We start from the raw sequence: 25,605 nt of genomic DNA, 5'->3' as shown, positions 1-25,605 counted from the left end.
ATGCCCGTCACCACGCAACGCCCGGCCAGCAGCCATTGGGTGGGATGCAGGTAAGCTGCGCGCCCATGGCCATCCCGCCCCTGACCCTTTCGGCTCCGATGAACACGTCCCGGCTGCGCCCGCTGTTGCTGCTGTCCCTCACTGCCTGCCTGGCCGCCTTGCTCGGCGCCTGCGGCGGCGACAACGTCAAGCCGACCGCGCCGGTCGCGGTGGTCACCCCGCCACCGCAACAGCCGCTGCCGAAGATCCGCGTCGGCATCGCGCTCGGCGGCGGCGCGGCCAAGGGCTTCGCCCACATCGGCGTGATCAAGATGCTCGAGGCCAGCGGCGTGCAGCCGGTGGTGGTGTCGGGCACCAGCGCCGGCAGCGTGGTCGGCGCGCTCTACGCCAGCGGTATGGACGCGTTCGCGATGCAGCAGCACGCGTTCGCGCTGGACGAAGACAAGATCCGCGACGTCAGCCTGTTCTCCGGCGGCGTGGTCAAGGGCCAGAAACTGCAGGACTACGTCAACCAGTTGCTCGGCAACCGCACGCTGGAGCGCATGCGCAAGCCGTTCGCGGCGGTCGCCACCGAACTGGAAACCGGCAAGCGCATGGTGTTCACCCGCGGCAACACCGGCCAGGCCGTGCGCGCGTCCAGCTCCATCCCCGGCGTGTTCGAACCGGTGGTGATCGGCAAGCTGCACTACGTCGACGGCGGCGTGGTCAGCCCGGTACCGGTCGACGCCGCGCGCGCGCTGGGCGCCGACTTCGTGATCGCGGTCGACATCTCCACCAAGGCCAGCGGCAAGGCGCCGGGCAGCCTGCTGGGCAACATCAACCAGTCGATCACGATCATGGGCCAGCGCCTGGGCGCGCAGGAACTCGCGCGCGCCGACATCGTGATCCGTCCCAAGGTGAGCGACATCGGCGCCGCCGACTTCGAGCAGAAGAACACCGCGATCCTGGAAGGCGAGCGCGCCGCGCTGGCGGCGATGCCGCAGATCCGCGCCAAGCTCGCGCAACTGCAGCGCACGCGCGTCGCCGCGCAGAAGGCGCGCACGCCGGCGCCGAAAAAAGTGGTGCCCAAGTGCGAACCAGACCGCCTCGACAAGCTGCTGCGCCGCGACCCCGACTGCACTCCCGCCGACGCGCAGTAACCCGACGTCGCAGCGACGTCGCTATGCAGGATGGGTCGAGCGCAGCGATACCCATCGCGCCGCCCAGCGCCCAAGGCCATCGGGCCTGCGCAGACCTTCCCGAATCGCGGCAACCACCTCCCCCTTTGAAAAAGGAGGATTGAGGGGGATTTGCCGTTGCCGTTGCTGTTGCCCAAGTCAGCGCAAAAGAAAAACCAAATCCTCCCCAGCCCTCCTTTGGCAAAGGAGGGAGAACAGCAAGGCGCCGGCGTTGGCGCGCCCGCCGAGGGCGCTGCTCCCCCGTCAACGGCAATGGCGGCCGAAGAGTTTTTCTGCTTGACGCTCCCTCAAGCGAACCTGAGCATCCATGGCGTATCCCCTTTTCGGGGATCTAACAGCTGTTAGGTGTCGAATGGAGGTGTCATGAGCTTCTGGAAAAAACTGGTTGGGGCGCACAATCCACCACCAAAAGTGTCTGACCCGGATTTTGGCCCCATTACTTTTGATGGGCCGTACGGCAATGGCGACGTTGGGATTTGGCAGATGGATTCGGAGTGGGAAGTCCCAGAACACTTCGCCAAAGTGGGTTGCTCAAGCATTCCCGGCACAGCAGCAGGGCCGTACGAGTTATCTAGGATTTTCCTTCTAGAGAAGGCGCGTGACTATCCCGCTATCTGGGCAAGGCTTCACGATCAACTTGCCTCTATTCGTGACAAGTGGGCCGCGCAAGACTCTTCAGTACCTTTGAATCAGAGCTTTTTCATCTCATCGCTCGGATTGGACCCCAATCCTGCGGACCCGCCACTCTGGAACGTGAGCTTTGAGTCGACCGGAAAGCGTTGGCTCTTTGTCACGTTTAACATGCAAGGTAATGAGATCGTTGGTCACACTGTCGACACTTAGCAATTCGTTCAAGCCCATGTGGCTTCGCCGCACTGTTTAACTCAGCGTTAAACCTTGCTCGGGGGATTGCCGTGAAAGTGAAAGACCTATTCTGGTTCGTAGTCTTTGGCGGCGCCGCCCTGTTCGCTTATGACAAGTACTCGCCCAACGCCGCGGACGCCGCGGACGCCGCGGCGCCCCAAGTCGCTCCTCCCAATGTTGCGGTGCAAGCCGTTGCAGCGGAGGATCGCTCCTGGATCAAGCCACGCAGTCCGTTTGCTAGTGCGACGTCCGAATCTTCGTCAAATTGCGATGGACGGACGAGTTGCCCTCAGATGACTTCGTGCGCTGAGGCCAAATACTTTATCCAGCACTGTCCCAACACAGCGATGGACGGCGACCGTGACGGCATCCCGTGTGAGGATCAGTGGTGCAGGTGAGCGGTGCAAGGTCCAACAATTCCACAAGGAACTTCCCCTCAACTCCGGGTCCATGACGCTCTCGCCTTGAGCTTCCAGGCGTCGGCTTTTCATCATGTGTCCTCGTGTTGCGTGTTGCGTTCTTCAAGCCAAAGCCGCTTCGTAGCGCGCCCTGATTCCGGCATCAGGCCTCTCATGGAGTCGCCCCATGTTCGACCACGTGGACTTTGCGGTAACCGACCTGGCGCGCAGTCGCGACTTCTACACCACAGTCTTGGCGACGCTCGGCATTTCCCCGCTGGTGCACATACAACGCACCGATGGACGCGAGGGCACCGGCTTCGGCATCGCAGGCGACGCGCGGTTCTGGATTGGCGGCGGTCGCCCGGTTGAGGGGCGCCTTCATATCGCCTTTCAGGCTGAGTCGAGGGATGCGGTCGTCGCTTTTCATGCTGCCGCACTTGGCGCCGGCGCGGTGGATCGCGGCGGGCCTGCTCTACGGCCGCAATATGGAGACTCATACTACGCCGCCTTCGTCCTGGATCCGGACGGGCACGTCATAGAGGCGGTGTGCCGACGGGCAGACGGCTGACGGTTGCGGCGATGCGGAATGGCGGTTGCCCGGCTGCATTGCCGCCATCGGTCTCGTGGGGCGTAGAGTGGCTTGCCCGGACCTGGCATCGCCATCCGCCATCGCACACCGCGGCTCGGCCCAGGCGTCCAGATGCCATGCGAACGACCGTCCTCGCCACCGCGCTGCTTAACCTGCACTTCTCCGGGGCGGCCCTCGCGTGCTCGTGCGCGCCGCCGGAGTCACCGCGGCAGGAGGCGGCCAGGAGCGTCAACACCTTCGCCGGCACCGTCATCTCGATAGCGACCATCGCGCCCCCGCCCGCGCGACGGGTTGGCCTGTTCGAACCCTTCTTCAACGACATCCGCAGCCTGCTGACGGGCCGAACCATCCGCCCGCCGGAGAGGTTCGAGCCCTACCAGATCGTGACGTTCCAGGTGTCGCGCACCTTCCACGGCGCACCTGCCGCTGTCCGCCGCATCAGTACCGGGCCGGTGGATTCCACCTGCAGCTCTCGCTTCGACCAGGGCAAGACGTACGTGGTGTACGCGTTCGAGTGGCAAGGCAGGCTCATCGCCGGCGGGGCTTGTTCGCGCACCGGGGTGTCGAGTGATCCACGCGTGGGCTACCAGGCGCTCGTGGATGGCATCTGACCATTCATCCCCGCCGCGGCCGCGTCGCGGATAGGCCCGATTCCGCGCGTTAGCGCGCTGCAGGGGCCACGCGAAAGCCGCGGCGGCGACGGCGCCGCACTGCGCTACGCTGCCGGCACCCAGTGACGCGACACGGCGGAACCGCGATGTCTTCCCAGGCCCAGCTGCCGCCGTCCGATCACGACGCCACTGGCGCTCACTACGCGGTCCCGCGCGAACCGTGGTGGCCGCTGTTCCTGCGTTTCCTGCGCTTCGGGGCATTGGCCTGGGGCGGCCCGGTCGCCCAGATCGGCATGATCCGCCACGAGCTGGTAGACGAGGAGCGCTGGATCAGCAGCGCGCAATTCAACCGCGTGCTCGCGGTCTACCAGGTCCTGCCCGGCCCCGAGGCACACGAGCTGTGCGTGTACTTCGGCATGCGCTCGCGCGGCCGCTGGGGCGGGGTGGTGGCGGGCCTGGGCTTCATGCTGCCGGGCTTCGTGCTGATGTTCGCGCTGTCGTGGGCGTACGTGCGCTACGGGCTCAAGACCGCGGGCTTGCAGGCCGTGTTCGCCGCGGTGCAGGTCGCGGTGGCGGCGCTGATCGTGCGCGCGGTGTTCCGCATCGGCGGCCACGTGGTCACCGATCGCTGGCTGTGGGTGATCGCGATCCTCGCCGCCGGCGCGCACCTGGCCGGCGTGCACTTCGCGATCGTGCTCGCGGCCGCCGGCAGCATTTATCTGTTGGCGCAGCGCCAGACGCGCGCCGCCGCCGCACTGGCCGCGCTCGTGACGGCCGCGGTCGTCGCGTTCGCATGGGATGCCGGCGGGCTGGCCGGCTTCGATGCACTGACCGCCAAGCCCGACGCGATCGGCGCGGTGGCGCGCGCGGCGGCGATGCCGTTGCCGGCGTTGTTCTGGTCCGGCCTCAAGGCCGGGCTGCTGACCTTTGGCGGCGCCTACACCGTGATCCCCTTCCTGCAACGCGACGCGGTGACGCAGGGCGCGTGGATGAGCAACGCGCAGTTCCTCGACGGCCTGGCCTTGTCGGGGCTGTTGCCGGCGCCGCTGATCATCTTCTCCACCTTCGTGGGCTATCTGGGCGGCGGCCCGTGGGGCGCGGTGGCGATGACGGCCGGAATCTTCCTGCCGGCGTTCGCGTTCACCCTGGTCGGTCACGACGCGCTCGAGCACCTCGTGCACCGGCCGCGCATCCGCGTGTTCCTGCAAGGCGTCACCGCCGGCGTGGTCGGGCTGATCGCCGGCACCACGCTGGCGCTGCTCAGCGTGAGCCTGACCGGGCTGCCGGCGCTGGTCCTGTTCGCGATCGTGCTCGGCATCCTTTTCGGCTCGAAGGCGCGCTGGGTGATTCCCGCCGTGATCGCCGGCGCGGCGCTGTGGGGCTGGGCGTCGCTGGCCGTGCCGGGTTGAGTATGGCCGGTCGCTCGGACCTGGATCGCGGCGTACTGGACTGCTGCTGGCAGCGCACCTGTGCCCGAGAACTCGTCCAGGCCAAGCCGGCTCGCTATTCGAAACCGCCGTCGAAAAAGGGGGAGGCCGCCGAGCAACGGCGGCTACGTTCCCTGATCTGCAGCCCCTACCTGCGCTGACGCCGATCAGCGCCGAGGGAAGTGCAATCGTGAACTGCTGCAATCGCGCCACGGGCCATGGTGCGATACCGCGTTCCTTGCATCGGCCTGAATGGCGGGCCGGAGTGTTAGGCACTCGTCCGTCCCGTGAAGGTGGCAAAAATGGAGGCCCTATGTGCAATCCCAGCAAAATTGCCGCGCTCCTGATCAGCGCGAGCGTTTTCCTTTTGTTGGCAGTAGTTCTTGCTGCTACAGCGACGGCGCTCGCGGGTTCATGGTGGACGTCGTCGGCCAACATGCCAATCATGATCGTTATCGCTGTATTAAGTGGCACCGCCATGGGATCGGTCAACGCCGCTGCCGCCGAGGCGGCCCAATGCACGGTGGCGCCTTGCAAGGAGGCCGGCGACAAGCTTTTTGCGGCGCTTATAGGCTTAGTTGCTGCCCTCGGCGCGCTGACGGCGGCGGCGGTGGCGGGAGCCCTCATTGCGACAATCCCCTACGCTGGTATCGCGGTGGCGGTCGCAATTGGTGTCAGCGCTGCTGCGGCAGGGATTACGCTCGTCGTCGTATCAAGCGTACTTCTCCCGCAACTTGATGATTGTCGTGCCCGTTCGGCTGCAGGGACACCCAGCGGCCTGGTTGCGTTTCAGAAGACGCTCGGCATCTTCGCGGGTGTCGCACTTGCGTTGACAGGAGGGATTGTCACTTTTGCGTAGTGCGACCTAACCATTCGTTGCACGCGAGGGTAAAAATCCGGCGTCGCCGTCTGTTGGCTGCGGGTGAACGCAAACTTTGTCGTATGACTTAAAAGTGTCCTGCTCGAAGGAGGTTCAATGAACGCTAACGCAAGGTGCGTCCGATCAGAACTGGTTGCCTTCGTGATCGTGTGCACCACGACATTGCTTGTTGCCTGTACTACGAGCGGCACCGGTACCCGGACGGTCCCAATTACGCCAATGTGCACGATTCTTTGCGATGTGCGCGCCACGAGTACAGCTTCGTGGAACGGCCAGGTATTCGTATCGGAACGGACCGACCCGAACGTCCCGCACAACTTCGCCGCGTTCCGGCCTATGTCTCCACCGCTTGGCGATCCGGCGGTCGGGTTCACGCTTGCCGCGACGGGTGTTCCCGATACATACGGCATCAGCGAGGCTTGGCTGCGCGTACCGGCTGCACCGGAAGTGCACCGCGCCCAAGCCACACGGGCTGCGCGCACCACATCCAGCGGGCCTGATTTTTTCGGCAGTGCCTGGAACATCACGGCCCAGAATACGAGCGGGAGCTGGTCTTCGGTAGGAACGGGTACTGCGAACCGCGGGGATGAGGCGGACACGCCCGAGATCGCCGCCCTTACGGTGCCCCAATTGATGGCTGTGGGGCTTGCGTCCCCGCAAATGTTCGGATGCGTCGGGGGCCGCGCCGAGAACAATGGCTCGCGCACAACTTGGCTGATTGAGTCCACGTCGCCGACCAGGCCACCGACAACCTCGCCCTATGGCGTGAGTGGGGGTGTTGTGTTCATTCAGGATGTCGTGAACGGGGACAACTACTTCGTTCCAAACAGACCGATTCCGTCTGCACCGCTCGCACCGCCGAGTTTCGGGCCGCCCACGCCACCGACGCCGACAATCTCAGGTCCGGGCGACCAGGCCGGGACGGGCTCGGTGCAATGCGCGATGAGGCAGTTCGATGACGACCTCGCTACGCGCGAGCTTCATATGCTCGCGATCCGCAATGGCGTCCTGTACCACAGCATGGCCAGCGATTTCGGGCCGGTGACCGACGGGAGCGGACGAATGTTTAGCCGTTTCCGTGCCGTCTCGGGTTGGGGCGATGTGGGGCAGGTGCTGGGTGGCGGATTCGGCACCATCACGAGTGCGACAGTCGTGGCGCAAGCCTCTGCGGTCAATGTCTTCTTCATCGCCGAATCCGGAGGGCGATACCGACTTTGGCACGCCGTTCGATTCTCTGCAGGAGGCGGGTCGTGGCGGCCTCCTGTCGACGTTCTTTCGCGCTCCGGAGACGCTGCTAACGGTTCGGTGTATTCGTACAAGGTATCGGCTGGCATCTGCCCGACGTTTGGAGCGACAGTGTGGGACGCGCAGAGCACAGAACTATTGATTGCATTGCTAGGCGGTCCTGGCGGATTCGAAGTGCTGGTAATCCGCGTCGTCTCCGCGCCTCGCCAATGGAGGCCTGGCGTCAACGGCATCTACTCGCCATGGGCAAGCCTTCCGGGAATTCCCGCCGACGGACTCAACAATCCCCACATCCCGCGGGATGTCGCCATCACTGCGCGACCATTTAGAGACAACGCGACGCCTCCATCACCCTAACGCGTATTGACGCCCATACCGTCTTTGCACTCGACAGGCGCAGTGCTGCGCTCGCGGCTACAAGTTCTCCGAAAGAAAATGGTCGCCGATGCCAGGCATCGCTTGGTAGCGTTGGGTGGCCACGTCGCTGCGCGCCAGTTGCTCCAGCCGCCGGTCGATCGGGCCGATTCCGCCCGTAGTAACGCCAAACAGTCCAGCTCGCGTAGGGCGCAATAACCGAAGGGCATTGCACCGGATCCCTGTCCGAGGTGACGAGGTGCGGTGCATTACGTCCCCGCATAATGCTCCCGAAGCTGTTGCTCTCGGCAACAGCAAGAGCAAATCCTCCCCGGCCCTCCTTTTCCAAAGGAGGGAGAATGGCCCGATCCCAGGAGCGCGCGGCCGCTTCCCCCCTTTGAAAAAGGGGGATTGAGGGGGATTTGCTGTGGCCGTTGCCCACGTCAGAACAAGAGCAAATCCTCCCCGGCCCTCCTTTTTCAAAGGAGGGAGAACAGCGCGATCAAGAGCCCGGGCGGCCGGCCCGCAGGTCAGGCGGCGTCATAGCGGCCAAGGGAGGGAGATGCCGCGACAAGCCTCCTCAGGGCGGAGCGGATCCCGCTGTCGCGACACCGGATTCCAGCAGTTCCCACAACGCGCCATCCACCGTGGGCAACGCCTCCAGCGCCGGCGTTGCAAACAGGTAGCCCTGGAACAGGGTGATCCCCATCGCCCGCAGCGTCTGGTATTCCTCGACAGTCTCGACGCCTTCGGCCAGCACGGTGCAGCCCAGCTCGCGGCAGGTGGTGACGGTGCCGCGGGTGATCGCGCGCCGGACCGGGTGCCGGTCGATGCCGCGGATCAGGGCCATGTCGAGCTTGACGATGTCCGGCTGGAAGTCGGCGAGCAGGTTGAGGCTGGAGTAGCCGGCGCCGAAGTCGTCGATCGCGGTCATGAAGCCGCGGCCCTGGTAGTCCTCGAGGATGCGCACGAGGTGCGGGATGTCGTGCACGCGCTCGGACTCGGTGACCTCGAAGATCAGCTGCTCGGTGGCGAAGCCGCACATGCTGGCAGCGGCCAGCGTGAGGCGGATGCAGGTGGCCGGCTCGTACACGGCGTTGGGCATGAAGTTGATCGCCAGGCGCTGGGTCATGCCCAGCCGCGCGGCGGTGGCGATCGCCTTGACGCGGCAGGTCTGGTCGAAGCGGTAGAGCTGGTCGGGCTTGAGGCGGGCGATGACCTCGCCGGCGCCTTCGCCGTCCATGCCGCGCACGAGGGCCTCGTACGCGTAGATGCTGCGCGTGCTCGCATCGACGATCGGCTGGAAGGCCATGCGCACGTCGAAGCCGAGGCGGTCGTCGCCCTGGCAGGCGGCGCAGGGGTTGGGGCTGTTGCCTTCGCCGAAGAAAGTAGTGAGGAACATGTCGCGTGATACCCCCTTGCGTGTGTCGCCGGTTTTAGCAACCCGCCCGCGGACGGGGCGTGAAGCGCCGCGCGCCACCTTCTGGAGGCGTGCCGTTTCGCGGGGCGGATGCGTACACCCCGGATCGGCAGGCACAAAAAACCCGCCTTGCGGCGGGTTTTCGTTGTGACGTCGAACAAGCTCGAAAGCAGATCCCTCGCTGCGCTCGGGATGACGTTCTGACAAAGCCGTGCGCGTTGCGCACGGGTCAGAACGTCACTTGATCTTGCCTTCCTTGTAGATCACGTGCTTGCGGACGACGGGATCGTACTTCTTGATCTCCATCTTGGCCGGCGTGTTCTTCTTGTTCTTGTCGGTGGTGTAGAAATGGCCGGTGTTGGCCGTCGAGATCAGGCGGATCTTGTCGCGCTTGGAAGCCATGGTTCAGTCCTCCTCAGATCTTTTCGCCGCGTGCGCGGAGATCGGCCAGGACGGAATCGATGCCGTTCTTGTCGATGGTGCGCATGGCGTTGGTGGAAACGCGGAGCTTGACCCAACGGTTCTCCGAAGCGACCCAGAAGCGGCGCTCGTGGAGGTTGGGCATGAAGCGGCGGCGGGTCTTGTTGTTGGCGTGCGAGACGTTGTTACCGAAAACCGTCCGCTTGCCTGTTACTTGGCATACACGTGACATTGCGCACCTCGAAAGGATGTTGGTGCTTCCCTTGGCCAGGGAGGCGGCGGCCCCGCACCTAGGGACGGATGTCCTTCAGGGCGCGCGATACGGGCGGGTGGGTCCGCGTTGGAACGCGGGCGCTGCACGAGGCGGGGCCGGAATCGCGCTTCCGGGGGACCGCCCGGTCATCCCCCGAAAGGGCAGGCCGGACACAGCGAGCCGCGCATTATGCTCAGGTTTCCCTTGTGCCGCAAGCAGTTAGCGCACGTAGGGCGGGTTTCAACCCGCCATCGCCATACCCGCGTGCCGCGCCAGCCACGCCCCGAAGCCGCCCGTTGCCGCGGACACGCGATGGCGGGTTAAAACCCGCCCTACGTCAGTGCTCGGCCTTGTCGCGCCGCCAGCCGCGGTGTTTCACGTCCAGGTACAGGCTGTAGGCGGCGGTGAACGAGGGGAACAGGTTCTGGATGATCCCGACCGAGTCCTGCTTGTGCGAGAACACGAAGTAGCTGAGCGTCATCGCGCTGCCGACCAGGCTCATGTACCAGAACAGCCGCGGGATCACCGGCTTGCCCTCGCGCCGGCTGGCGAGGAACTGCACCAGCCAGCGGCCGCCGAACATGAACGCGCCGGTCCAGCCGATCAGCTTCCACGGCGACATGTGCAGGCCGGTCCACTCCAGCCACGCGATCGGGGCGTTCATGACGTCCACGGCTCAGACCTCCTCGGTGCGGGTGACCTTGCCACGTTTGATCAGCCAGGCCACGCCGCGCAGGTCGGCGATGCCGACCAGGGCGCGGTTGAGGTTGTTGTACTTGGACACGCCGGTGCCGCGCGGGCGGTGGTTGACCGGCACGCTGACCGTCTTCCAGCCGGCGCGCTGCATCAGCGCCGGCAGGTAGCGGTGCATGTGGTTGAAGAACGGCAGGTCGAGGAACGCCTCGCGTTCGAACAGCTTGGTGCCGCAGCCGGTGTCGGGGGTGTCGTCGTGCAGCAGCCGGCGGCGGATCGCGTTGGCCCACTTCGAGGCCCAGCGCTTGCTGCCCGAGTCGCGGCGGTCGACGCGCCAGCCGGCGAACAGCTTGGTGTCGGGCGCGGCGGTGTCGCGTTGGGCGAGCAGCTTCGGGAGGTCGGCTGGGTCGTTCTGGCCGTCGCCGTCGAGGGTCGCGATCCACGCCCCGCGTGCGGCCTTGACCCCGTTGCGGATAGCGCTGCTCTGGCCGGCGTTGGCCAGGTGGCGGACCACGCGCAGCTCAGGCACCTGTGCTTTCAGCGCCTGCAACGCCGCCAGGGTGCCGTCGCTGGAGCAGTCGTCGACGAAGACGATCTCGAACGGCTCGGCCCCGCGCAACGCGGCGACGATCTCGTGCACCAGCGTGGCGACGTTGCCCTGCTCGTTGAACACCGGGACCACGACGGACAGCTGCGGCTGCGCGCTCATGCGCGGTCTCCGAAGTAGTCGCGGCACCACGCGACCACGCGCGGCAGGCCGGCCTCGATCGCGGTGGTCGGTTCGAACCCGAACGCGGCGCGCGCGCGCGCGGTGTCGGCCATGGTCTCGATCATGTCGCCCGGCTGCATCGGCTGGTAGACCTTCTGGGCCGGACGCCCGGCGGCGCCTTCAATGACCGCGATGAAGCGTTCGAGTTCCACCGGGGTGTGGTTGCCGAGGTTGAAGACCCGATGCGGGACTTCGTCGGCCGAGGGGTGTCCGAGCGCGCCGAGCACGCCGGCAACGATGTCGTCGATGTAGGTGAAGTCGCGGCGCATCCGGCCGTGGTTGAACACCTCGATCGGCCGTCCGGCCAGCACCGCGCGCGAGAACAGCAGCGGCGCCATGTCCGGCCGGCCCCACGGCCCGTACACGGTGAAGAAGCGCAGCCCGGTCGCGCGCAGCCCGTACAGGTGCGCGTAGGTGTGCGCCATCAGCTCGTTGGCGGCCTTGGTCGCCGCGTACAGCGAGCGCGGCTGGTCGATGCGCTGGTCTTCGGAGAACGGCGGCGTGGCCGAGTCGCCGTACACCGACGACGAACTGGCATACACCAAGTGCTGCACGCCGCGGTGGCGGCACAGCTCGAGCATGTTGACGAAGCCGGCCAGGTTGCTGTCGACGTAGGCGTGCGGGTGGCTCAGCGAGTAGCGCACGCCGGCCTGCGCGGCGAGGTGGACCACGCGCGTGGGCTGCAGCTCGTCGAACAGCGCGGCCAGGCCGTCGCGGTCGGTCAAGTCGAGCGTGCGGATGTCCGCGTCCGGGCACAGCGCCGCGACCCGGTCGCGCTTGAGCTGCGGGTCGTAGTAGTCGTTGTAGCTGTCGAGGCCAACCACGGCGTCGCCGCGGGCCTGCAATGCGCGGCAGACATGGGCGCCGATGAAGCCGGCGGCGCCGGTGACGAGGATGGGGGAGGTCGGCATGGCGCTAAGGATAAACGGCGATCGTTGAAGGCAACGATGCTGGCGTGCGGCGGGTCGACGCGCTGTCTCGGCTCCCTCCTTTGCAAAAGGGTGAAGCGATGCGCTTGCGAACCGCAGGTTCGCGCTTCGATGAACGACCGCAGGCTACGCCTGCGGGCCGGACGGGCTGGGGAGGATTGGCTGTTGCTGTTTGTTGTTGCTGTTGCCAGAACCAGGGCCCCAGCAAATCCCCCTCGATCCCCCTTCTTCAAAGGGGGAAGAAGAGCTATTCGGCCTTGCCGCGCAGCTTCTCGAGCACGCCGTCGAGCGAATCCAGGTCGCTGTAGTGGATCACCAGCCGGCCCTTGCCGCCGCGGCCGTGCAGCACGTTGACCTTGGTGTTGAGCGATTCTGACAACTCGCGCTCGAGGCTGACGATGTCGGCCTGCGGCTTGGCCTTGGCGGCGGCCTTGGTCTTGCCGTTGACCGGCAGCATCCCGGCGGCGAGCTGCTGCACGCGGTGCTCGACCTCGCGCACCGACCAGTCGTTCTCGGCGGCCTGCCGCGCCAGCGCAATCGCGGCCTGCGGGGTCAGCGCCAGCAGCGCGCGGGCGTGGCCCATTTCCAGCGCGCGGGTCTCGACCAGCACCCGGATCTCGGCCGGCAGTTCCAGCAGGCGCAGCAGGTTGGACACCGCCGCGCGCGAGCGGCCGACGGCTTCGGCGGCCTGGGCGTGGGTCAGGTCGAACTCGTCGATCAGCCGATGCAGCGCCTGCGCTTCTTCCAGCGGGTTGAGGTCTTCGCGCTGGATGTTCTCGATCAGCGCCATCGCGATGACGGTGCGGTCGTCGACCTCGCGGATCACCACCGGGATCTCGGCCAGGCCCGCAAGCTGGGTCGCGCGCCAGCGGCGCTCGCCGGCGATGATCTCGTAGGTCTTGCCGCCGCGGCCGTTGCCGACTTCGCGCACGACGATCGGCTGGATCACGCCCTGGGCCTTGATCGACTCGGCCAGCTCGGCGAGCTTGCCGTCGTCCATGGTCTTGCGCGGCTGGTATTTGCCGGGCGCGAGCGCGTCGACCGGCAACGAGCGCAGCACGTCGGTTGGCTGCGCTTCCAGAATCGGCGCTTCGGCGGCGGCCTTCGGGCCGAGCAGCGCTTCCAGGCCGCGGCCGAGGCCGCGCTTCTTGGCCGCCACGGGCTTGCCAGCGGTCATGCGATGGTTTCCTTGCGTTCTGCGGGCTGGGCGGCGGCCTTCGCGGCCGCGTCGCGTTCGCGCTGGCGGCGCAGCACTTCGCCGGCCAGGCCCAGGTAGGCGATGCCGCCGCGGCTGGCCTTGTCGTAGCCGACGATGCTCTGGCCGTGGCTGGGGGCCTCGGCCAGGCGCACGTTGCGCGGCACGATGGTGCGGAACACCTTGTCGCCGAAGTGGTTGGTGAGTTCGGCCGACACCGCGTTGGCCAGGTTGTTGCGCACGTCGAACATGGTGCGCAGCACGCCTTCGATCTCCAGGGTCGGATTGAGCCGCTGGTTGATGCCGGCGATGGTGTCGAGCAGCGCGCTGACGCCTTCCAGCGCGTAGTACTCGCACTGCATCGGCACGATGATCGAGTGCGCCGCGGTCAGCGCGTTGAGCGTCAGCAGCGACAGCGCCGGCGGGCAGTCGATCAGGATGAAGTCGTAATTGCCGACCAGCGGCACGAGCGCGACCTTGAGGCGCTGCTCGCGGCCGTCGTGCGCCATCAGCTCGATCTCGACCGCGGTCAGGTCAATGTTGCCCGGCAGCAAGTCGTAGTCCTCGCCGGTGCGCACGATCGCGTCAGCGATCGCGCTCTCGCCCATGAGCACCTCGCACACCGTGGTTTCCAGCTCGCGCTTGTTGACGCCGCTGCCCATGGTCGCGTTGCCCTGCGGGTCCAGGTCGACCAGCAGCACGCGTTTGGGCGTGCGCGCGAGCGCGGCGGCGAGGTTGACCGCGGTGGTGGTCTTGCCGACTCCGCCTTTCTGGTTGGCGACGGCGATGATGCGGGCCATGCGGCTCGTCCCCTGGTGGGCGTGGTGGGTGGTGGATGCGGACGGCGAGAGACGCCGGCCGGAAAGGGATTATGCCCGCACCGGACGCGCCCGCGCCCGTTCAAGAACCGAGACCGCGGTCACGGGCCGGCTTGGCGGGCGACGACCACGAGGTGGCGCTCGGCGTCCAGGCCCGGCACGCGCAACGGGTGCGAGGCCTGCAACGCCCAGCCGGCGGGGAGCGCGGCGATCTCGTCGGCGGGGTAAACGCCCTTCATCGCCAGCAACTGGCCGCCGGGCCGGAGCAGGTGGCCGCCGAGCTCGACGATCAGCGGCAACGTCGCCAGCGCGCGCGCGGTGATCGCGGCGTAGGCGCCGGGTTCATCGAACGCCTCGATCCGCGATTCAGCCACGCGCACGTCGCTCAGCTGCAGCTGGCGCACGACCTCGCGCATGAACCGCGCCTTCTTGCCGTTGCTCTCGACCAGGGTCACGCGCAGCCCGGGCTTGACGATCGCCAGCGGGATGCCGGGCAGGCCGGCGCCGGTGCCCAGGTCGGCCAGCGCGCCGCCGTCGGCGACCAGCGGGTCGACGAACGGGTGCATCGCGAGCGAGTCGAGCAGGTGCTTGCCGACCATCTCGCGCGGGTCGCGCACCGCGGTCAGGTTGTAGGTCTGGTTCCAGCGCGCGAGCAGCGCGAGGTAGTCGAGTAGCGGCGCGGCCAGTGCGCGGTCGAGCGCGAGCGCGGCCAGGCCGGTTTCCAGGGTGGCGCGCAGTTCAGGGGGCAGGGCGTGGGCATTCATGCGCGCAAAGTATTGCCGATGTCGCGCGGATCGGGGCGCGCATTCAACCGAGTCGATGACGCCTACCGGTCGCGCCCGTCGTAGGGCGGGTTTCAACCCGCCGTATCGCGCCTCAAGGAGCCCGCCACGCCAACGCGCCGACATACCCCGGCGCGGGGGCGAGTTCTTGCAGCGTCCAGTCGGCAGCGACGCCCAGCGCGGCGTCGCAGTCCACCAGCACCAGCCGCGCGTCGTGCTCGGCGAAGCGCAGGCGGTCGAGTCCGAACGACAGGCCGTGGCCGTGCGCCTTGAGCACCGCCTCCTTGGCGCACCACAGCCGCGCGAACGCGGCATCGCGTTCGGCCTCCGGCTGCGCCGCCAGCCAGGCGCCCTCGCTGGCGGTGAAAAACCGCTGCGCCAGTGCGAGCGCGCGTGGCCGGGCCCGCTGCCGTTCCAGGTCCACGCCGACCCGCACGCCATCGCCCAGTGCGACCAGCAGGTACTCGCCGCTGTGGCTCCAGTTGCAGTCCAGCCGCGCGAATGCGCCGTCCAGTTGCGGCCGGCCGCGGCTGTCGCGCGGCAGCGACAGCGAGGTGGCCGGGACAGCGAGCTGCGCGGCCAGCCACGCCCGCGCCGCGGGTTCGGCCGGCGTGCGCGGGGCCTGCGGCAACAACCCCCAGTGCAGCGGTCCGCACTGGTGCACGGGGGCGGGGACGGCGGTCAGCGACATGAACGTGGGGTTTGGCCTCGGCCGGGGGCGCCAGCGTAAGCTACTGCGCAGGGGGCGGCCCGGTGCCGCGGGAACAGACACGGCAGTCGTGCGGCCAGGGCCGCGACCACGGCAGCCGTGGCAAGCGGCGATCGCCGCAGGAACCAAGCTTAATGATGTCAGCCGTCGTCGACGCCACTGCCACGCGTACCACCGTTGCCAGGTCGGCGCTCACCCATGGAGTGGCGTCGCGCGCGATCGCCTTCGATGCGCACGGCGAGACCACCCTGGCGGAATTCGAACGCGAGGTTCGCGGCGTGGCCGCGGTGCTGCCGACGGCGCGCTACGCGATCAACCTGTGCGAGGACCGGCACCGCTTCCTGGTCGCGTTCTGCGCGGCCGCGCTGCGCGGCCAGACCACCTTGCTGCCGTCGTCGCGGGCCGCGGCGGTGGTCGACGAAGTGCTCTCGCAGCACCCGGACAGCTACTGCCTCGGCGACGACGCCCTGGTGCCCGAGCCGCCGCACTACTGGCGCCTGCCGCCGGTGTTGCCGCAGCTCGACGGCGCGGCGCTGATGGTCGACGACGCGGCGTTGGTCGCGATCGGCTTCACCTCCGGCAGCACCGGCCAGTCGACCCCCAATGCCAAGACCTGGGCCGCGTTCCGGGCCAGCACCGCGCAGAACTTCGCGGCGCTGGCCGACCTGCTCGGCCGGCGCGACGGCGACCCGGTCGATTCGGGCAGCGGCAATACCCACGTGGTCGCGACCGTGCCGCCGCAGCACATGTACGGCATGGAGATGTCGGTGCTGCTGCCGCTGCTCGGCGACCTGGCCGTGCACGCGACCCGGCCGTTCTTTCCCGACGACATCGCCCGCGCCCTGCGCGACGCGGTGTCGCCGCCGCTGCTGGTGACCACCCCGGTGCACCTGCGCGCGCTGCTCGAATCCGGCGTCGCGCTGCCGAAGCTGGCGGGCATCGTGTCGGCGACCGCGCCGTTGCCGGTGCAGCTGGCGTTCGCGGCCGAGATGCGCTTCGGCTGCGAGGTGCGCGAGGTATTCGGCTCCACCGAGACCTGCGTGATCGCGCGCCGCCGCACCGCGATCGAGCGCGCGTGGACGCCGCTGCCCGGCGTGCGCCTCGCCCCGCAACCCGACGGCACCGCGGTGCACGCGCCGCACCTGCCGGAGCCGGTGGTGCTGGCCGACTTGATGGAGGTGTTCGCCGACGGCCGGTTCGAGTTGCGCGGCCGCAGCGCCGACCTGCTGGAGATCGCCGGCAAGCGCGCCTCGCTTGGGGACCTGACCCGCAAGCTGCTCGCCGTGCCCGGGGTCGTCGAGGGCGTGGTGCTGCAGCTGGACGAGGCCGACAGCGCCGGCGTGCGGCGCATTGCCGCGCTCGCGGTTGCCCCGTCGCTGGACGCCGCCGCGATCGTGCGCGTGCTGCGCGAGCACGTCGACCCGGTGTTTCTGCCGCGACGCCTGCGCTGCGTTGCAGCATTGCCGCGCAACGAGACCGGCAAGCTGCCGCGGCAGGCGCTGCTGGAGCTGCTGCGCGGCTGATCAGGCGGTGGCGACGGCCTGAGCGCGTGCCCCGAAACCCATTCCGGAGGGGGCCTGCGGCCTTCCTGAACCGCAGACACGGCCGTCACACCGCCCTGTACAGACTGAAATCCGCCCCCATACAGGGGTGCGTTTTTCAACCCTCTGTAACGGACTAGGAGACACGAACATGATGGGCATCATTATTTGGCTGATCGTCGGCGGCATCATCGGCTGGCTCGCGAGCATGGTCATGAAGACCGATGGCCAGCAGGGCATCTTCCTCAACATCGTCGTCGGCATCATCGGCGCGTTCCTCGGCGGCTGGATCGGCGGCATGCTCGGTTTCGGCGGCGGCGACATCAACGACGGCAACTTCAGCCTGCCGGGCCTGCTGATGTCGCTGGTCGGCGCGATCGTGCTGCTGGCGATCGTCAACCTGTTCCGTCGCGGCCGGGTGCGCTGATCGCTGCGATGTAACTGGATGAACGAAAAAGGCCCGGCATCTGCCGGGCCTTTTTTTGCGTGTGCCAGGACAGGTAAGCGGTCAGCCCTCGGCGAGCTCCACCCATGCCGGCGCGTGATCGCTCGGCCGGTCCCAGGCGCGCGGTTCGCGGTCGACGCCGGCGCCCGTGCAGCGCGCGCGCAGCGCGTCGGACACCAGGGTCAGGTCGATGCGCAGCCCCAGGTCGCGGCGGAAGCCGGCCTGCCGGTAATCCCACCAGCTGAACACGCCGGCGGCGTCGTGGTGCAGGCGGAAGGCGTCATGCAGCCCGAGCGTGCACAGGCGTTGCAGCGCCGCGCGTTCGGCGGTCGAGGTCAGGATGTGGCCGTCGTTCCAGACCGCCGGGTCGTGCACGTCGCGCTCGTCCGGGGCGATGTTGAAATCGCCGAGCACCACCAGCTGCGGGTGCGCGAGAAGTTCCTTGATCAGCCAGCCCTGCACGGCTTCCAGCCAGCGCAGCTTGTACGCGTACTTGTCGGTGCCCACATCCTGGCCGTTGACCACGTACAGGTTGACGATGCGGATCCCGCCGACGGTGGCGGCGATCGCGCGCTGCTGCGGGTCGTCGAAGCCGGGAATGCCGACCTGCACGTCGCGGGCGGGCTCGCGCGACAGGATCGCCACGCCGTTGTAGGTCTTCTGCCCGGCAAACACGCTGCGGTAGCCCAGCCCCGCGAGCGCGGTATCCGGAAACCGCTCGTCCTCGAGCTTGGTCTCCTGCAGGCCGACGATGTCCGGCGCGCTCGCCGCGAGCCATTGTTCCAGGTGCGGCATGCGCACGTTGAGCGAGTTCACGTTCCAGCTGGCGATCTTCATGCGGCCCAGTCTATGCGAGCGGCCTGCCCGGGCGACAGGCTGCGCGATGGCACACTGCGATGCATCCGAAACCCACCCGCGGCACGCCCATGAACTGGATCGACCTGCGCAGCGACACCGTGACCCAGCCCACGCCGGCGATGCGCGAGGCGATGGCGCGGGCGCCGGTCGGCGACGACGTCTACGGCGAGGACCCCACGGTCAACGCGTTGCAGCAGCGGCTAGCCGACGACCTCGGGTTCGAGGCCGGCCTGTTCGTCCCCAGCGGCACCCAGTCGAACCTGCTGGCGCTGATCGCGCACTGCCAGCGCGGCGACGAGTACCTGGTCGGCATGGACGCGCACACCTACAAGTACGAAGGCGGTGGCGCGGCGGTGCTCGGCTCGATCCAGCCGCAGCCGATCGTGCACGCGGCCGACGGCACGCTGCCGCTGGACGCGGTCGAGCGCGCGATCAAGCCGATCGACCCGCACTTCGCGCGCTCCCGGCTGCTGTGCCTGGAAAACACCTGGCACGGCCGGCCGATGCCGCTCGACTACCTGCGCGACGCGCGCGCGCTGTGCGACCGCCGCGGGCTGGCGCTGCACCTGGATGGCGCGCGCCTGTACAACGCCGCGGTCGCGCAGGGCGTGCCGGTGCGCGACATCGCCGGCCATTTCGACAGCGTCTCGGTGTGCCTGTCCAAAGGCCTGGGCGCCCCGGTGGGTTCGGTGCTGCTCGGCACGCACGCGCTGATCGACAGCGCGCGCCGGTGGCGCAAGGTCACCGGCGGCGGCATGCGCCAGGCGGGCATCCTCGCCGCCGCCGGGCTGCATGCGCTCGACCACCACGTCACGCGCCTGGCCGACGACCACGCGCGTGCCGCGCGGCTGGCGCAGGCGCTGCACGCACTGAGCGGCATCGCGGTCACCTCCCAGCACAGCAACATGGTGTTCATCGAGGTGGACGGCGAGCGCCTGGATGAACTGAAGCAGCACATGGACGCCGCGCGGATCCGCCTGTCGATCGGCACCACGCCCGCGATCCGCCTGGTGCTGCACCTGGACGTCGACGACGACGGCGTGCAGCGGACGATCGCGGCGCTGCAGGCGTTCGCACGCCGCTGACAAACTGCGAAGACCGAGAAGGCGGCTGGATGTAAACGGGTTTACTCGCGCCGCCGATGCCAAGGTGTGCCCGTTGTAGATCCGAGCCCGCTCGGATCGCTCTCGTCGATCCCGAAGCGCAAGCGTGCCAAGCACGCCCGGCACCACGAATGCGCTGCTGGGCCGGTAGCTACTCGTCGCCCGCCGCGCCCTCGGCGACGTCGAGCATTTCCTGCATCTGCGCCAAGGTCGCGTCGTCCTTGATCACGCGCTTGAGCCATACGTGCAGCGGCATCTCGCCCCAGCGCGCGGCCTTGTCGGCGAGGTAGGCGACCGGGCTGTGCGGCTCGGTGCGGCGGAAGTAGTCGGCGACCCGGCGCAGCTGCGCGATCGCCTCCTTGCGAGTGGCGATCGCGCAGCTGCCGGCCGGCGTGGCGGTGGTGGCCGGCATGCCGGCGACGGCGACGTCAGCCGTTGCCTCGGGGATCTCGCCCTCGATCAGCACCCCGGCGTCGCGAGCGAAGCGGCGCACCACGTCGTGGAGGTGGTCGAGCTGGTCGCGCACCGCGGTGAAGCTCGGGCCGTCGAGCCCCAGCCGCGCGTCGACCGAGTGTTCCAGCGCCTGCAGCGCTTGCCGGCACTCGGGCACGACCTCGATCAGGCGCACGTAGAACTCGTGCGGGGTTGCGCGGCGCGCGGTCTCCAGCGTGTCCAAGCTCGGCCCGCCGTGGTCGCCCTCGCGGCGCGCGGCCTCGAAGTCGGCCAGTCCGAAGCGCCCCTGCGGCGCCTGCACCAGCGGCAGCCTGCGCAGCCAGTTCAACGAGTGCGTCAGCAGCCAGCTCAGGTTGCCGATGCGCTGCTCGAGGTCGCCGTCCTCGACCTGCGGGTGCACCTCGTCCCAGTACCGGTCGCACAGCCCGGCGACCAGCCGGTAGCCCTGCGCCAAGCCGGCGAAGCCCTGGGTCTGGGTGTGCGCCTCGCACCACCACACCGCCAGTTGCAGGTCCTTGCTGCGCTGCTGCAGCAGACGCGTGCAGTGCGCGGCGACGGTCGGCCAGTCGGCGCTCTTGAGGTCGGTGACCCAGTCGCCCTGTTCCAGCGACGGGTCGTCGGCGCGGCGGGCTTCCTGGATCGCGTCGTACTCGGGCGAGAACGACAGGTCTTCGCCGACGGGAGCGGCATCCGTGATCGGTGCCAACAGGGCATCCAGTTCCATACAAGGCCTTCCAATGGCATGCGGTGGGCGGATTCTACATAGCCGGCCGCCGCGGGCGCGATCCGCACCGCTGCGGGCACGGCCACGGCAACCAGCCGGCAGTTCTGGTACTTTCTGCGCGCGGCAAGCACGCTGCGTTGGGCCTGCAGGCGTTTCGATCGGCGATACCGCCCCGTGGATGGGGGTGAGGTAGATCGAAAGCGCCTTTCTACGGAGGGAAAGGGCATGAATTTGGCAGCAAGCACGGTCCAGGTGGTATTGGCTGGACTGGCCCGTTTCACCGATGCGCAGCGGCTGTACGCGCTGGAACTCGGGGGCGGCGCCGCCGGCGCGGACCTGGTGGTCGAGCGCTGGCAGGGCTGGGACGGCCTGTCGTCCGGCTTCGAATGGTGGGTCGATGCGCTGTCGCTCGACGCGCATTTGCCGCTCGACGATCTGCTCGGCCAGCGCGCCACGCTGTGGACGCGGCTGGCCGATGGCAGCCGCTGCGGCCGCACCGGCCTGGTCCGCGAAGCGCAATGCGTCGGCAGCGACGGCGGCCTGGCCCGCTACCGCCTGTGCCTGGTGCCGTGGACCTGGCTGCTCACGCAAGGGCGCCACAGCCGCGTCTACCAGGACAAGACGGTGGTGCAGATCGTCGAGGCGGTGTTCGCCGCATACGCCGCGAAGCAAGTCCCCTTGGGGGGCGCGCCGCTGGCTACGTGGCGATGGGGCGACGAGGTCGGCCCGTTCCTCGCGTCGGTGCGGCCGCGCAGCTACTGCGTGCAGTACCGCGAGACCGATGCGGCGTTCGTCAATCGCCTGCTGGCCGAGGAAGGCCTGGGCTCGCGCCTGGAGGAGAATCCCGACGCGCCGGGCGGCCACCAACTGCTGCTGTTCGCGGACAGCGCGCAGGGCCCGCAGGACGCCAGCGCCGAAGCCGGCGGCGGGATCCGCTTCCACCGCAGCGACGCCACCGAGTCCAGCGACACCATCCAGGCCTTCGGCGCCGTGCACCGGCTGGAGTCGACCGCGCTGACCCTGCTCAGCTTCGACTACAAGACCATGCAGGCGCAGACCGCGAGCCTGGCCTTGCGCAGTGGCGATGACAGCGCCGCCTCGCTGGAAATCTACGACCCGGTCGGCGCCTACGCGTACGCCGACCGCAGCGAGGCCGAGCGCCATGCCGGCCTGATCGCGCAGGCGCGCGCGGCGCGCGCCAACACTTGGCTGGGCCACGGCAGCGTGCGCAGCTTCCGCGCCGGCCACTGGTTCGCGCTGACCCAGGGGCCGCAACTGGACGACGCCGCGCCGCGCGAGGCGCTGCTGGTCGCGGTGCACCAGGCCGGGGTCAACAACCTGCCCAAGACAGTGCGCGAAGGCGTGGCGCAGACGTTGGGGAACAGCGACTTGACCGAGCTGTCGGAAGCGGCGCCCGCCGCCGCCGACCACGATGTATCGCACACCGCCTGGCGCCAGGTGCTGGCGCGCGCCGAGGCGGTGGGTTACGCCAACCACTTCCGCGCGGTGCCGCGCGAGCAAGCGTGGCGGCCGCCGCTGGCGGACGCCGCGCAGCAAGTGCTCTTGGCGGACGACACCGCTACCTTGAACCCGCGCCCGACCGCGCCGGGCTACCAGACCGCGATCGTGGTCGGGCCGGACGCATCGACCCGCGCGCACGGCAGCGCCGAACTGCACAGCGACGCGCTCGGCCGGATCCGGGTCAAGTTCCATTTCCAGCAGGAGGTGCTGGGCGAAGAAGCCGCGGACGCCGCGCAGCAAGTCCCTTCTCGGCACAGCTGCTGGCTGCGTGTCGCCCAGCGTTATGCCGGCCCCGGCGTAGGCAGCCAGTTCCTGCCGCGCATCGGCCAGGAGGTGCTGGTGGCGTTCCTGGAAGGCGACATCGATCGGCCGGTGGTGGTCGGCGCGCTCTACAACGGCCACGGCGAGGCCGGCATCGCGCCGACCCCGGGCGGCAGTGGCGCCCCGTCCGACCTGGCGGCCTACCAGCAGGCCGGTGACCACCGCTCCAGCGCGCAGGCCAACCTCGCCGGCGGCCACGCCCCGGCCTGGCACGGCATGAGCCCCGATGCCGACGGCCACCGCAACGCCGCGGCGCTGCTCGGCATCAAGTCCAAGGAATTCGGCGGCGCCGGCCACAACGCGCTGGTGTTCGACGACAGCGACGGCCAGCTGCGCCTGCAACTGGCGACCACTCATGCCGCGACCCAGCTCAACCTCGGGCACCTGATCCACCAGGCTGACAACTACCGCGGCAGCTTCCGCGGCGAAGGCTTCGAGCTGCGCACCGACCGGTGGGGCGCGGTGCGTGCGCAGCGCGGCCTGTGGCTGAGTGCGTACGGCCTCGACGGCGACACCGCCGCCGGCGACCAGGTCGCCGCCACCGCGCTGCTGCGACAGGCCGCGCAACTGGGCGAGGCGTTCTCCGACATCGCCGGCACCCACCAGACCGTCAGGCTGGCCGCGCACGAGGGCGTGGCGCAGGCCGGACGGTCGCAACTGATCGACAATCAGGCGCCACTTCGGGCGTTGTTGACGAGTGCCAAAACGCTGGTGGCCGGCAACGGCTTCGATGACGGCGTGAGCGATGCGCCAGACCGCAAGCCCGACGCCGGCCAAGGCCGCGTCCCGCACAGCGGCGACGCCTTGCTCGGCCTGACCGCCCCGGCCGGAATTGGCTTCGTCGCCGGCCAGAGCCTGCACTGGAGCGCCGGCGAAACCCTCACCATCGCCAGCGGCCACGCCAGCAACGCTGCGCTCGCCGGCGACCTGCGCCTGCATGCCGGTCAGGCCATCGGCTGCCTCGCCAACGCGGTCGAATCCAAGGACGCCGCCACCACACCCGCGCTGAGCCTGGTGACCGCGCAAGGCAAGCTCGAGTTCGAGGCCCAGCGCGACCAGCTCAAGCTGCAATCCAAGGACCAGCTGAAGATCGTCAGCGCCAACGCGAAGGTCGAACTGGCCGCCGGCAAGACGATCCACCTGGCCACCAGCGGCGGCGCCAGCCTGACCATCGAAGGCGGCAACATCGCGATCGCGTGTCCGGGCACCATCACCGTGCATGCGGCGAAGAAGTCGTTCGTGGGGCCGGCTGATATCAACTATCCGCTGCCAGCCTTCGGCGAGTCCGAGTTCTGTCTGGAATGTTTCATGCGTGCCGCAGCGGCAGGCGCACCGTTGGTGCCTGCGAATGGGTCGTAGGTGATGACTCACTATCTGCTGTTCGACGGCATCCAAATCATGAGCACGGCTCTCACGCCGACGTTAAAGGCGATGGCAACCTTCCGGATCTATGACGATCTCGGTGAAGAGGCTGCTGATGTGGGGCCGATCCTGGTCGAATCGGACGTGGCCGTCGAAGCCTGGGTTGCCGATCCTGAACCGAGAGCGCCGCTAAGCTATGCCATCAGCCGGTTGCAATCTGATGCGCCGCTTGAGTCATTGGGCCTGCACCTGCGCGCGATTCGATACCTGCATTTGACGTCATACGAGCAGCACTTCCTGCGCTACGCCGACACCCGTGTGCTCACGTCCTTGATGCAGGTATTGAGTAGGCCGCAGAAGCAGGGCTTGCTCGGTCCGATACAGCGTTGGACGATCAAGGATCGTATGGGCAACAACGTGCATCATGAAAAGTCGCAAAGTGAGTCGGTCGAGCTTCCGTTGAAATTGACTTCAGCGCAGCAACTGGAGTTGCTACGCCTATCGCGTCCTGATCAGTTGCTTGCAGAGGTGATAGCCGATGATTCCGCTCTGGCGGAAATCGGTTCGGATGCCGAACGCCACGCCTGGGCACGAGAAGCACTCGAATTCCTGGAAGTCCACCGGGCACGTTCATTCCCGTATCGCCTTGCTGTCGGATCGACCGCAGTGCGCACGAGCGGCCGTGCTCTTCAAGACCCCGGCTTTGCGCGCGCGGTAGTCACATCGCTCGAAACGGGTGTAGGTGCCGAGTCCTTATTCACATGGTCCCCCTCGCCAGTCGATGGGCTCAGTGCGTCGCAGGAGGAGTAAGGGGGCATGTCGAATCCACAATTGCCAGCGCATTCCACTCAGTTCGACGGAGGCTGGGCGGAAGGGTTGCTATGGCTGTTTTTGTTTCTCGGATATCTGAGTGCTTTGGGTTGCGGCAGTCTGTTCTTGGTCGGAGGACTGGGCTTCACGTCGGGCGCCGAGGCTGTAGCTGTTGTGTTTTTCCTAACAGTGGGGGCAACTTCAATGGCTGCTGCAACAGGGTTGGGTATCGCCGTCCGTAACACGGGGCGAAAATTCCTCAATCGCGGCAAGTGGCAATGGATTGGCAAGGTTTCCCGATGGGCGCTGCATGGCCTATGGCTGATGCCGTTAGCCTTCGTTCTTGCTGGGCTGGCTCTTGCACCAAAATCCGCCGAATCCAATCAGCCAGGCATGATTGGTGGCGCATCACAGGAGGAGATGATTCCGGTGGGAATAACCGGCATCGACCACTTGCCGGCGCATCTTGCCGTGCAGAGCCTCTCGGTTGATGGGTCTGGAGGCGGCAGTGCCGGAACGGGGAGCTTGGCTTGCTGCGCCAGCCTGCCAGCGCTATGGCGAAAGAGTTTGGTGGTGGAGATTCGCTGGGGCGTAACCAACTTCCGCGACTGCAAGGCTGACGAGTACGTGGCGCGCGTGCCGGTGGAGCAGTACAGCGAAGTCGGCAACCTGTTCGTGCACTTCTTCGCAGACGGAAAAGTTCGAGCGGTGTCCTCCAACTACAACCCGGCAGGCGCAAGGCATCCGGAGTCGGAGTACCCGATCAAGACTCCGATACCCGACAAGGACCCGTGGCACCGCTACTCGCTGGAGAGCACCTGCTTGGGAAAGGACCGGGAAGCGCCGCCCACGCAGCACAAGGAAGGTGATGTGTCCTATGAGTAGTCTCATTCCCGCAGCGACCGGAGATACCGCCCGCATCCGGCCGGT

26 protein-coding genes are annotated in these 25,605 nt (G+C 67.8%); 14 read left to right on the top strand and 12 right to left on the bottom strand.

The genetic code is table 11. The features are described 5' to 3' along the window. Nucleotides 1-98: 98 nt before the first annotated feature. From ACFQZQ_RS12725 to ACFQZQ_RS12690, 8 genes are all read left to right on the top strand, one after another. Nucleotides 99-1,139 carry a patatin-like phospholipase family protein gene (locus ACFQZQ_RS12725; RefSeq protein WP_386813227.1) on the top strand — a complete coding sequence of 347 codons (1,041 nt, stop codon included), beginning with the start codon at nt 99-101 and terminating at the stop codon, nt 1,137-1,139. A 402-nt stretch (nt 1,140-1,541) separates the two neighbouring features. Next, nucleotides 1,542-2,021: a hypothetical protein gene (locus ACFQZQ_RS12720; protein WP_386813225.1), complete on the top strand. Its 480-nt coding sequence runs from the start codon at nt 1,542-1,544 to the stop codon at nt 2,019-2,021. A gap of 71 nt (nt 2,022-2,092) precedes the next feature. Next, nucleotides 2,093-2,440, top strand: a complete 348-nt coding sequence (locus ACFQZQ_RS12715) for an excalibur calcium-binding domain-containing protein (protein WP_386813224.1) — start codon at nt 2,093-2,095, stop codon at nt 2,438-2,440. A gap of 187 nt (nt 2,441-2,627) precedes the next feature. Beyond that, nucleotides 2,628-3,011 (top strand): VOC family protein, encoded by a 384-nt coding sequence (locus ACFQZQ_RS12710; protein ID WP_386813223.1) that lies wholly within the window; start codon nt 2,628-2,630, stop codon nt 3,009-3,011. Between the two features lie 137 nt (nt 3,012-3,148). Then, nucleotides 3,149-3,643: a hypothetical protein gene (locus ACFQZQ_RS12705; RefSeq protein WP_386813222.1), complete on the top strand. Its 495-nt coding sequence runs from the start codon at nt 3,149-3,151 to the stop codon at nt 3,641-3,643. 146 nt (nt 3,644-3,789) lie between these two features. After that, a complete protein-coding gene (chrA, locus tag ACFQZQ_RS12700; protein ID WP_386813220.1) occupies nt 3,790-5,052 on the top strand; it encodes a chromate efflux transporter in 1,263 nt (420 codons plus the stop codon). A 331-nt stretch (nt 5,053-5,383) separates the two neighbouring features. Beyond that, nucleotides 5,384-5,929: a hypothetical protein gene (locus ACFQZQ_RS12695; RefSeq protein ID WP_386813218.1), complete on the top strand. Its 546-nt coding sequence runs from the start codon at nt 5,384-5,386 to the stop codon at nt 5,927-5,929. Nucleotides 5,930-6,046: 117 nt separating this feature from the next. Then, nucleotides 6,047-7,552 carry a hypothetical protein gene (locus ACFQZQ_RS12690; RefSeq protein WP_386813217.1) on the top strand — a complete coding sequence of 502 codons (1,506 nt, stop codon included), beginning with the start codon at nt 6,047-6,049 and terminating at the stop codon, nt 7,550-7,552. Between the two features lie 577 nt (nt 7,553-8,129). Here ACFQZQ_RS12690 and ACFQZQ_RS12685 read toward each other — a convergent pair. The 10 genes from ACFQZQ_RS12685 to ACFQZQ_RS12640 form a co-directional block, all read right to left on the bottom strand. Further along, nucleotides 8,130-8,951, bottom strand: a complete 822-nt coding sequence (locus tag ACFQZQ_RS12685; RefSeq protein WP_386813216.1) for an EAL domain-containing protein — start codon at nt 8,949-8,951, stop codon at nt 8,130-8,132. A 255-nt stretch (nt 8,952-9,206) separates the two neighbouring features. Beyond that, nucleotides 9,207-9,371 (bottom strand): 50S ribosomal protein L33, encoded by a 165-nt coding sequence (gene rpmG / locus ACFQZQ_RS12680; protein ID WP_207522235.1) that lies wholly within the window; start codon nt 9,369-9,371, stop codon nt 9,207-9,209. A 13-nt stretch (nt 9,372-9,384) separates the two neighbouring features. Next, on the bottom strand, nt 9,385-9,621 hold the full coding sequence (gene rpmB, locus ACFQZQ_RS12675) for a 50S ribosomal protein L28 (RefSeq protein ID WP_386813215.1): 237 nt from the start codon (nt 9,619-9,621) through the stop codon (nt 9,385-9,387). A 358-nt stretch (nt 9,622-9,979) separates the two neighbouring features. Beyond that, nucleotides 9,980-10,306: a lipid-A-disaccharide synthase N-terminal domain-containing protein gene (locus ACFQZQ_RS12670; RefSeq protein WP_386813213.1), complete on the bottom strand. Its 327-nt coding sequence runs from the start codon at nt 10,304-10,306 to the stop codon at nt 9,980-9,982. A gap of 12 nt (nt 10,307-10,318) precedes the next feature. After that, on the bottom strand, nt 10,319-11,044 hold the full coding sequence (locus tag ACFQZQ_RS12665; RefSeq protein ID WP_386813212.1) for a glycosyltransferase family 2 protein: 726 nt from the start codon (nt 11,042-11,044) through the stop codon (nt 10,319-10,321). After that, nucleotides 11,041-12,015 carry an NAD-dependent epimerase/dehydratase family protein gene (locus ACFQZQ_RS12660; RefSeq protein WP_386813211.1) on the bottom strand — a complete coding sequence of 325 codons (975 nt, stop codon included), beginning with the start codon at nt 12,013-12,015 and terminating at the stop codon, nt 11,041-11,043. The genes ACFQZQ_RS12665 and ACFQZQ_RS12660 overlap by 4 nt, the downstream gene beginning before the upstream one ends. Before the next feature lie 265 nt (nt 12,016-12,280). Further along, nucleotides 12,281-13,210, bottom strand: coding sequence for a ParB/RepB/Spo0J family partition protein (locus tag ACFQZQ_RS12655; RefSeq protein ID WP_386813210.1), 930 nt, complete (start codon nt 13,208-13,210; stop codon nt 12,281-12,283). Further along, nucleotides 13,207-14,028, bottom strand: a complete 822-nt coding sequence (locus ACFQZQ_RS12650) for a ParA family protein (RefSeq protein ID WP_386813209.1) — start codon at nt 14,026-14,028, stop codon at nt 13,207-13,209. The genes ACFQZQ_RS12655 and ACFQZQ_RS12650 overlap by 4 nt, the downstream gene beginning before the upstream one ends. A gap of 119 nt (nt 14,029-14,147) precedes the next feature. Further along, nucleotides 14,148-14,810 (bottom strand): 16S rRNA (guanine(527)-N(7))-methyltransferase RsmG, encoded by a 663-nt coding sequence (gene rsmG / locus ACFQZQ_RS12645; RefSeq protein WP_386813207.1) that lies wholly within the window; start codon nt 14,808-14,810, stop codon nt 14,148-14,150. A 112-nt stretch (nt 14,811-14,922) separates the two neighbouring features. Next, on the bottom strand, nt 14,923-15,519 hold the full coding sequence (locus tag ACFQZQ_RS12640) for a 4'-phosphopantetheinyl transferase family protein (protein ID WP_386813205.1): 597 nt from the start codon (nt 15,517-15,519) through the stop codon (nt 14,923-14,925). Between the two features lie 155 nt (nt 15,520-15,674). Here ACFQZQ_RS12640 and ACFQZQ_RS12635 point away from each other — a divergent pair, with 155 nt between their 5' ends. Beyond that, entirely contained in the window at nt 15,675-17,060 is a 1,386-nt protein-coding gene (locus ACFQZQ_RS12635; protein WP_386813482.1) for an AMP-binding protein, read from the top strand. 172 nt (nt 17,061-17,232) lie between these two features. Further along, nucleotides 17,233-17,505, top strand: coding sequence for a GlsB/YeaQ/YmgE family stress response membrane protein (locus ACFQZQ_RS12630; protein WP_386813481.1), 273 nt, complete (start codon nt 17,233-17,235; stop codon nt 17,503-17,505). Between the two features lie 81 nt (nt 17,506-17,586). Here ACFQZQ_RS12630 and xth read toward each other — a convergent pair whose 3' ends face one another. Continuing rightward, nucleotides 17,587-18,360: an exodeoxyribonuclease III gene (gene xth, locus ACFQZQ_RS12625; protein WP_386813204.1), complete on the bottom strand. Its 774-nt coding sequence runs from the start codon at nt 18,358-18,360 to the stop codon at nt 17,587-17,589. 89 nt (nt 18,361-18,449) lie between these two features. Here xth and ltaE point away from each other — a divergent pair, with 89 nt between their 5' ends. Beyond that, nucleotides 18,450-19,466 (top strand): low-specificity L-threonine aldolase, encoded by a 1,017-nt coding sequence (gene ltaE / locus ACFQZQ_RS12620; protein WP_386813203.1) that lies wholly within the window; start codon nt 18,450-18,452, stop codon nt 19,464-19,466. A gap of 169 nt (nt 19,467-19,635) precedes the next feature. Here ltaE and tssA read toward each other — a convergent pair whose 3' ends face one another. Continuing rightward, on the bottom strand, nt 19,636-20,661 hold the full coding sequence (gene tssA, locus ACFQZQ_RS12615) for a type VI secretion system protein TssA (RefSeq protein WP_386813201.1): 1,026 nt from the start codon (nt 20,659-20,661) through the stop codon (nt 19,636-19,638). A 225-nt stretch (nt 20,662-20,886) separates the two neighbouring features. Here tssA and ACFQZQ_RS12610 point away from each other — a divergent pair, with 225 nt between their 5' ends. From ACFQZQ_RS12610 to ACFQZQ_RS12600, 3 genes are read left to right on the top strand one after another with little or no spacing between them, the layout of a single operon-like run. Next, a complete protein-coding gene (locus tag ACFQZQ_RS12610) occupies nt 20,887-23,862 on the top strand; it encodes a type VI secretion system Vgr family protein (RefSeq protein WP_386813200.1) in 2,976 nt (991 codons plus the stop codon). 3 nt (nt 23,863-23,865) lie between these two features. After that, nucleotides 23,866-24,675, top strand: a complete 810-nt coding sequence (locus ACFQZQ_RS12605; protein ID WP_386813199.1) for a DUF4123 domain-containing protein — start codon at nt 23,866-23,868, stop codon at nt 24,673-24,675. A 6-nt stretch (nt 24,676-24,681) separates the two neighbouring features. After that, nucleotides 24,682-25,560, top strand: coding sequence for a DUF3304 domain-containing protein (locus ACFQZQ_RS12600; RefSeq protein WP_386813198.1), 879 nt, complete (start codon nt 24,682-24,684; stop codon nt 25,558-25,560). The last annotated feature ends 45 nt before the right edge of the window (nt 25,561-25,605 follow it).

This window comes from Lysobacter koreensis (genome assembly GCF_042677045.1).
In the GTDB taxonomy this organism is placed as follows: Bacteria; Pseudomonadota; Gammaproteobacteria; order Xanthomonadales; family Xanthomonadaceae; genus Lysobacter_K; species Lysobacter_K koreensis.
Note: the sequence above shows the minus strand (reverse complement) of the source record. Positions and strands in the feature narration are given on the sequence as shown.

Bases quoted from the DNA above. Each gene is read 5' to 3' on its own strand.
- ACFQZQ_RS12725 (WP_386813227.1), top strand. From the start codon at position 99: ATGAACACGTCCCGGCTGCGCCCGCTGTTGCTGCTGTCCCTCACTGCC.
- ACFQZQ_RS12720 (WP_386813225.1), top strand. From the start codon at position 1,542: ATGAGCTTCTGGAAAAAACTGGTTGGGGCGCACAATCCACCACCAAAA.
- ACFQZQ_RS12710 (WP_386813223.1), top strand. From the start codon at position 2,628: ATGTTCGACCACGTGGACTTTGCGGTAACCGACCTGGCGCGCAGTCGC.
- ACFQZQ_RS12705 (WP_386813222.1), top strand. From the start codon at position 3,149: ATGCGAACGACCGTCCTCGCCACCGCGCTGCTTAACCTGCACTTCTCC.
- chrA (WP_386813220.1), top strand. From the start codon at position 3,790: ATGTCTTCCCAGGCCCAGCTGCCGCCGTCCGATCACGACGCCACTGGC.
- ACFQZQ_RS12695 (WP_386813218.1), top strand. From the start codon at position 5,384: ATGTGCAATCCCAGCAAAATTGCCGCGCTCCTGATCAGCGCGAGCGTT.
- ACFQZQ_RS12690 (WP_386813217.1), top strand. From the start codon at position 6,047: ATGAACGCTAACGCAAGGTGCGTCCGATCAGAACTGGTTGCCTTCGTG.
- ACFQZQ_RS12685 (WP_386813216.1), bottom strand. From the start codon at position 8,951: ATGTTCCTCACTACTTTCTTCGGCGAAGGCAACAGCCCCAACCCCTGC.
- rpmG (WP_207522235.1), bottom strand. From the start codon at position 9,371: ATGGCTTCCAAGCGCGACAAGATCCGCCTGATCTCGACGGCCAACACC.
- rpmB (WP_386813215.1), bottom strand. From the start codon at position 9,621: ATGTCACGTGTATGCCAAGTAACAGGCAAGCGGACGGTTTTCGGTAAC.
- ACFQZQ_RS12670 (WP_386813213.1), bottom strand. From the start codon at position 10,306: ATGAACGCCCCGATCGCGTGGCTGGAGTGGACCGGCCTGCACATGTCG.
- ACFQZQ_RS12665 (WP_386813212.1), bottom strand. From the start codon at position 11,044: ATGAGCGCGCAGCCGCAGCTGTCCGTCGTGGTCCCGGTGTTCAACGAG.
- ACFQZQ_RS12660 (WP_386813211.1), bottom strand. From the start codon at position 12,015: ATGCCGACCTCCCCCATCCTCGTCACCGGCGCCGCCGGCTTCATCGGC.
- ACFQZQ_RS12655 (WP_386813210.1), bottom strand. From the start codon at position 13,210: ATGACCGCTGGCAAGCCCGTGGCGGCCAAGAAGCGCGGCCTCGGCCGC.
- ACFQZQ_RS12650 (WP_386813209.1), bottom strand. From the start codon at position 14,028: ATGGCCCGCATCATCGCCGTCGCCAACCAGAAAGGCGGAGTCGGCAAG.
- rsmG (WP_386813207.1), bottom strand. From the start codon at position 14,810: ATGAATGCCCACGCCCTGCCCCCTGAACTGCGCGCCACCCTGGAAACC.
- ACFQZQ_RS12640 (WP_386813205.1), bottom strand. From the start codon at position 15,519: ATGTCGCTGACCGCCGTCCCCGCCCCCGTGCACCAGTGCGGACCGCTG.
- ACFQZQ_RS12635 (WP_386813482.1), top strand. From the start codon at position 15,675: ATGTCAGCCGTCGTCGACGCCACTGCCACGCGTACCACCGTTGCCAGG.
- ACFQZQ_RS12630 (WP_386813481.1), top strand. From the start codon at position 17,233: ATGGGCATCATTATTTGGCTGATCGTCGGCGGCATCATCGGCTGGCTC.
- xth (WP_386813204.1), bottom strand. From the start codon at position 18,360: ATGAAGATCGCCAGCTGGAACGTGAACTCGCTCAACGTGCGCATGCCG.
- ltaE (WP_386813203.1), top strand. From the start codon at position 18,450: ATGAACTGGATCGACCTGCGCAGCGACACCGTGACCCAGCCCACGCCG.
- tssA (WP_386813201.1), bottom strand. From the start codon at position 20,661: ATGGAACTGGATGCCCTGTTGGCACCGATCACGGATGCCGCTCCCGTC.
- ACFQZQ_RS12610 (WP_386813200.1), top strand. From the start codon at position 20,887: ATGAATTTGGCAGCAAGCACGGTCCAGGTGGTATTGGCTGGACTGGCC.
- ACFQZQ_RS12605 (WP_386813199.1), top strand. From the start codon at position 23,866: ATGACTCACTATCTGCTGTTCGACGGCATCCAAATCATGAGCACGGCT.
- ACFQZQ_RS12600 (WP_386813198.1), top strand. From the start codon at position 24,682: ATGTCGAATCCACAATTGCCAGCGCATTCCACTCAGTTCGACGGAGGC.